The 6,177-nt window shown below is 38.6% G+C and carries 6 protein-coding genes; all 6 read left to right on the forward strand.

From position 1 onward, the window contains the following. Positions 1-8: 8 nt before the first annotated feature. Positions 9-1,124: a tRNA guanosine(34) transglycosylase Tgt gene (tgt, locus tag ACSV5T_RS08080; RefSeq protein WP_227720956.1), complete on the forward strand. Its 1,116-nt coding sequence runs from the start codon at positions 9-11 to the stop codon at positions 1,122-1,124. Between the two features lie 77 nt (positions 1,125-1,201). Next, positions 1,202-1,492, forward strand: coding sequence for a preprotein translocase subunit YajC (yajC, locus tag ACSV5T_RS08085; RefSeq protein WP_005387358.1), 291 nt, complete (start codon positions 1,202-1,204; stop codon positions 1,490-1,492). Next, complete coding sequence (locus ACSV5T_RS08090; protein WP_295804603.1) at positions 1,492-2,058, forward strand: 5-formyltetrahydrofolate cyclo-ligase; 567 nt, start codon at positions 1,492-1,494, stop codon at positions 2,056-2,058. The genes yajC and ACSV5T_RS08090 overlap by 1 nt, the downstream gene beginning before the upstream one ends. A gap of 21 nt (positions 2,059-2,079) precedes the next feature. Then, on the forward strand, positions 2,080-3,354 hold the full coding sequence (gene secD / locus ACSV5T_RS08095) for a protein translocase subunit SecD (RefSeq protein ID WP_295231649.1): 1,275 nt from the start codon (positions 2,080-2,082) through the stop codon (positions 3,352-3,354). After that, positions 3,351-4,247 carry a protein translocase subunit SecF gene (secF, locus tag ACSV5T_RS08100; protein ID WP_005387361.1) on the forward strand — a complete coding sequence of 299 codons (897 nt, stop codon included), beginning with the start codon at positions 3,351-3,353 and terminating at the stop codon, positions 4,245-4,247. The genes secD and secF overlap by 4 nt, the downstream gene beginning before the upstream one ends. Positions 4,248-4,468: 221 nt before the next feature. Further along, positions 4,469-5,644, forward strand: coding sequence for an MFS transporter (locus tag ACSV5T_RS08105; protein WP_370815794.1), 1,176 nt, complete (start codon positions 4,469-4,471; stop codon positions 5,642-5,644). Positions 5,645-6,177 lie beyond the last annotated feature (533 nt).

Raw genomic sequence — 6,177 nt, forward strand, 5'->3', positions numbered from 1 at the left:
GAGGGACTATGCCAAGTATTACCTATGAATTACAAAAGACATGTCCTCATACGGGGGCTCGTGCTGGTTTATTGCATACGCCACATGGTACCTTCCAAACGCCTATGTTTATGCCTGTAGGTACACAAGCTACAGTTAAAACTATGACGCCTGAGGAATTAAAGGCGATGGGATCTCAAGTCATCTTGAGCAACACGTACCATTTATTCCTTCGTCCTGGTCCTGAACTCGTAGAAGAAGCAGGTGGCTTACATAAATTTATGAACTGGGATCAAGCTATTTTAACTGATAGCGGTGGCTTCCAAGTATTTAGCTTAGGCGATATGCGTAAGATTACTGAGGAGGGTGTAACCTTTAGATCTCATATTGATGGGTCTAAACAGTTTTTATCTCCAGAGGTGGCAACAAAGGTACAAGAGCAATTAGGTTCTGATATTGCGATGGCCTTTGATGAATGTATTCCGTATCCTGCGGACCATGATTATGCGAAACGCTCAACAGCGCGTACCACACGTTGGGCTCATCGTTGCCAAGAGGCTCGTAAAGCCCATGACTGTCAAGGAATGTTTGGTATTGTCCAAGGTGGTATGTACAAAGACTTGCGCAAACAAAGTGCGGAAGAGCTGGTAGCTATGGACTTTGAAGGCTATAGTATTGGTGGCTTATCCGTTGGGGAACCTCATGATTTGATGAATGAAATCTTAGAATATACTACGCCACTATTGCCAACTAACAAGGCTCGTTATTTAATGGGCGTTGGTACGGCGGATTGCCTTGTAGAAGGCGTAGCACGTGGTATTGATATGTTCGACTGCGTATATCCTACACGAGTTGCTCGAAATGGGATGGCCATGACTTGGAACGGTCGCCTTAATATTCGAAATGCGCAGTTTGCTCATGATTGGGGTCCGTTAGAAGAAGGCTGCCAATGTTATACATGTAAAAATTATTCTCGTGCTTATATTCGTCACTTGTATAAGGCGGAAGAAATTTTGGCATTGCGTCTCGTAACATACCATAATCTTTACTTCTTGCTTGAGTTTATGCGTCAAATGAGACAAGCCATCTTAGAAGATCGGTTCCCACAATTTAGAATGCAATTTTGGGATAGCTTTAAAAAATAGTAATTAAGTCTAGTCAAATCTATATTAGGTGGCTATACTAGAAAAGAAAAACATATTTATTATACTAGGAGGATAAAATGGAAGATATTTTACAAGTGTTGCAAACTAGCTGGCCTATTTTGTTGATGGTCGTAATCTTTTATTTCTTATTGTGGCGTCCACAAAAGAAACAACAAAAAGAGCGCGCTAATTTGTTAGGCAGCTTGAAGAAAGGCCAAAAAATCGTTACTATCGGCGGTATTTATGGCGAAATCGTTGAACTTGATGATGAAAAAGTAAAGGTTCAAGTATCTGAAAAAGTGGAGTTAACATTTGCGCGTTCTGCAATTGCTAACGTACTTTCCAAGAAAAACAAGGAAGAAAAATAATGAATACAAAGGAAGCAGTGCGCCGGGCGTGCAAGGCCCAGCGCGCTGCTTTATCCGTTGCTGATTGTAATACTTGGATTACGCTTTTGACAGATCAAATTGTTAATAGTCCTGAGTATATATCAGCTAATAGCATTATGGCCTATTTGGCGATGCCCAAGGAGGCCAATTTAGACGATGTTATTCGTCATGCTTTAGAACATGGCAAATCCGTATATGTTCCAGTATGTACAGATAAGACGACCATGATTGCCGTTCGTCTTAAGTCTCTAGAATCTATCACTCGGGGTGTGTTAAATATACGCATTCCCTCTGAGCCATACGAGGTTATTAATCCACATGACTTGGATTTGATTTTAGTGCCTGGTGCTGGCTTTGACCGTCAAGGCGGTCGCATGGGGATGGGGAATGGGTACTATGATCGATTTCTCAAGGAACTTTCACCACGTACATTTATGGGCGTATGCTGGTCAGTACAATTGTGGGATATACCAATTCCAATGGATGAACTGGACCAACGGATGAGCAAAATTGTAACGGAGCAAGGCGTTATACATTGCGTATAGTAGTAGAAGGGAGCAACTATTTTGAACGGTAAAGCTATTATCAAGTTTTTAGTAGTCATTGCTGCCATCATTGGATTGTTTGCGTATTTTATTCAACCATTAGCAGGCTCTTTGAAACAAGGTCTAGACTTGCAAGGTGGTACGCACATTGTATTAGAAGCAGAGGACTCTGCGACTGGTGCAGCTGACAATGATGCAGTGGAACGAGCGAAGCAAATCTTAGAGCGTCGTATTAATGAAATGGGTTTGTCTGAACCATTAGTACAACGTGAAGGTGCTCGTCGTATTATCATCGAATTGCCAGGTGTAAAAGATCCTGACGAAGCGATTAAACGTATCGGTAAGACAGCAGTCTTGGAATTTAAAAACGACCAAGGTCAAACTGTTATGACTGGTGATGATTTAAAAGATGCAAAAGAAGAGTTAGGTCAAAATAAACAACCACTCGTTGCTATTGAATTAAGCGATGAAGGGGCTAAGAAATTTGCTGATTTAACATCTAAAAATATTGGTCGTCGTATTGCCATTACATTGGATGGTAAAGAATTGACTAATCCTGTAGTACAACAAGCAATTACAGGTGGTAAAGCAACTATCTCTGGTAGTCAAAGCTTAGAAGAAGCTAAAGACTTGGCTATTTTATTACGTTCCGGTGCATTGCCTGTTAAAATTAATGTATTGGAAGTACGTACAGTTGGTCCTTCTTTGGGTCAAGACTCCAAGGATAAATCTGTTGTAGCCTTCAGTGCTGGTATTGCAATGATCATGATTTTCTTGGTTATTTTATATCGTTTTTCTGGTATTGTAGCTAATATTGCATTACTTGTATATGTTATGCTCTTATTGCTCGTATTAGGTAAAGGCTTTAATGCGACTATGACATTGCCAGGTATCGCGGGTATTATCTTATCCATGGGTGTTGCTGTAGATGCGAACATTCTTATCTTTGAACGTTTTAAAGAAGAGGTGTTCTCCGGTAAGTCCATGCGTGTAGCCATGGAAGCTGGTTTCAGTCGTGCTTTAGCAACAATTACAGATGCGAACGTATCTGTTATCATTACTGCTGCTATCTTGACAATCTTAGGCTCTGGCCCTGTAAAAGGTTTCGCTATCAGCTTAGGCGTAGGTGTTGTTGTAAGTATGTTCACAGCGATTACTGTGAGCCATTTCTTATTGCGCTTACTTATTGATTGTAACTTTACGAACCATCCATTCTGGTTTGGTGCGAATATCTCTCCAAGCACAAGTGCTGACGCATTTGCACCAAAATCTTTGAAAGGAGGTAAACGCAAATGACATTAGACGTAATTAAGCATCATCGTTGGTGGTTTGCTATTTCCTCCACACTTGTTATTATCAGTTTGATTTCCATCTTTACTAAAGGCTTTAACTTTGGTATTGATTATACTGGTGGTACGATTGTTGAAGTTGTATTTGATCAGCCCGTAGAGGTTAGTCAAGTTCGTGACGTCCTAAAAGAATATAATCTTGAAAACGCACAAATTCAGCTTTCTGGCGATACTACTGGTGATACAGCGGGCGAAGACGTAATGATTCGTACACGTAATCTTGAGCCTAGTGAAAGTGCCGCTGTGATTGAATCTTTGACTAAATCTATTGGTAACAATACAGTTAAACGTATTGAAACTGTAGGTGCTGTAATTGGTTCCGAAGTTACAGAACATGCGTTGTTAAATCTTGTTATAGCGTTTGCGGCATTAGCATTGTATATTTCTTATCGCTTTGAATATAAAGTTGCTATTTCTGCGCTCGTTGCTATTTTCCATGATTTGATTATGGTTCTTGGGGTATTCTCTTATTTCCAATTAGAAATTGATGCGTCTTTCTTGGCGGCTATTCTTACGGTTGTAGGTTACTCCATGAATGAATCTGTAGTTATCTTTGACCGTGTTCGCGAAAATACACATACACATAAACGTTCTGATACATTTGCAGATCTTGCGAATGCATCTATTACACAAAGTATTCACCGTAGTTTCTATACATTGGCTACCGTTATGTTTGCCTGTGTATCCCTTTATCTATTCGGTGGGGACACTACAAAGAACTTTGCTCTTTGTATGATTATTGGTTTTGCTAGTGGTGCGTATTCCTCTATCTGTGTAGCTACATCCTTATGGGTTATGTGGAAGAGTCGCAACAAGAACGATATCCGCAATCAACAATAATATATAATGCTTTTACCTATTATTGGTAAAAGTATAAGAACCTCTCTGTATTATATTCAGAGAGGTTCTTTTTATGTATCATCTACTAATAAATTATTACCATGGATAACTCATACATATATGTATAGGATATGTATATAGTAAGGTCTATACTTATTGAATTCTTTGTATATGGGGCGTAAAATAGCAAAGTAACACAATGTTGAAAAGGGGATAGATAAATGGATTCAAATCGATTATGGAGCCCTGCTTTTATAAACTATGGTATAAGCAGTGGCATTTTATATATGACACAATATGTTCTCGTAGCAGCCTTGCCGATAGTTATAACCTCTGAATTAAGTGGAAGTGATTTAGATGCGGGATTAGCGATGACCTATTTTCAAATAGGCACAATTCTATGTAGGCTCTTTGCAGGTCGCTTGATTGATGGCTTTAACAAACGAGTTGTATTACTACTATCAACTGCTTTATTTTTCATCATTATGGGGCTCTTTAATTTTACAACCTCTTTAGAAGCCATCTTTGTATTGCGGGGGCTACATGGTGTTGTATTTGCTTTAGGCACAACTGTAATGGCGGCGTTGGCGGTATTGGTGTTACCTCCTAATCGAAAGGGGGAGGGCATCAATATGTTTGCTATCTTTTCGAATGTGGCAATGGTGTTGGGGCCTGCAATAGGCTTATATGCACTTGCTTCATATGGTAGTATAGCTCTCTATCTTTTCTTAACTATTATGACAGGGTTAGTCCTAGTATTGAGTAATAGTATTCCCTTATCAAAAGAATTAGCAATGCCTAAACCATCTACTCACAAAGGGTGGCATATATCTCAATTTATTGAAAAAAGAAGTTTGCCTTGGGCTTTAATGGGACTGTTTATTGGCTTTACCTATTCTGGTGTGTTAGTATTTATTCCCATTGAGTTAAATAGTATGGGGTCTGGTATTTGGGGCAGTGCATTTTTTGCTATCTTTGCTGTAATGATCATAATCAGTCGACCTCTAGTAGGAAAAGCATATGCTCGGTATGGCTCTAAATATATTATCTACCCAGGCCTAGTACTCTTTATACTAGGACTATTAGCGTTAGGAATAGCTACTACGCCATTAACCATAATATTAACGGCCCCTTTGTTAGGTTTAGGTTATGGTGCAGCACAACCAGCATTTCAAGCGTTAGCCATTCAATCAGCACCAATAGAACGGGCTGGGGTATCGACAGCAACATATTTTTTAGCATTAGATATAAGTGTGGGGGCGGGATCTGTCATTCTTGCTCTGTTAGCTAGTGCTGTAGGATATCAGTATCTTTATATGTTTACAGCGGTGACAATGATTGTAGCGTTGGCTTTATATCATATATGGATAAAGAGGTATACGCCTCTAGAACTGTAAAACAAATATAGTGATATAGTAAAAGCTACTAACCGTATTAGACTATTAGACACAATATAATAATCAATCCTTAGAATGTATTTTATGGTATGTTCTAAGGATTTTTCTTTTATCAAACAGTTATAAGCTTATAGGTTTATAAGATAGTACTTAAAAATAATATGAATAAAGATAAAAGAGAAAATAGTGTTATAAAATTTAAATCCTTAAATTTGTCGAAATTAGAAGTAATTTTTGTAATGTGTAGTGAAAATAAAATGAAGTTGTAAAAATGGCCACTTTATGTGTTGACGATATTTTTATTTATGCTATACTTATACAAGTCGTTAGGACACAGCACAAACGACAAGCAAAAAACTTCTAAAAAAGTTTTGAAAAAGTGCTTGACGGAATGAGCTGAACTTGATAGAATAATCAAGTCGCCAGTTGATGAAACACTTCGAAAGAGGTCGTGGAAACTGGTACAGATCTTTGAAAACTGAACAATGATAGGTAATCAATCATATGATTGAACATATGCCAGAGTGCGGGTT

It is taken from the genome of Veillonella sp. ZSJB6 (assembly GCF_051549505.1).
Lineage (GTDB): Bacteria > Bacillota > Negativicutes > Veillonellales > Veillonellaceae > Veillonella.

Coding starts and splice junctions, on each gene's coding strand:
- tgt (WP_227720956.1), top strand. CDS start 9: ATGCCAAGTATTACCTATGAATTACAAAAGACATGTCCTCATACGGGG.
- yajC (WP_005387358.1), top strand. CDS start 1,202: ATGGAAGATATTTTACAAGTGTTGCAAACTAGCTGGCCTATTTTGTTG.
- ACSV5T_RS08105 (WP_370815794.1), top strand. CDS start 4,469: ATGGATTCAAATCGATTATGGAGCCCTGCTTTTATAAACTATGGTATA.
- secF (WP_005387361.1), top strand. CDS start 3,351: ATGACATTAGACGTAATTAAGCATCATCGTTGGTGGTTTGCTATTTCC.
- ACSV5T_RS08090 (WP_295804603.1), top strand. CDS start 1,492: ATGAATACAAAGGAAGCAGTGCGCCGGGCGTGCAAGGCCCAGCGCGCT.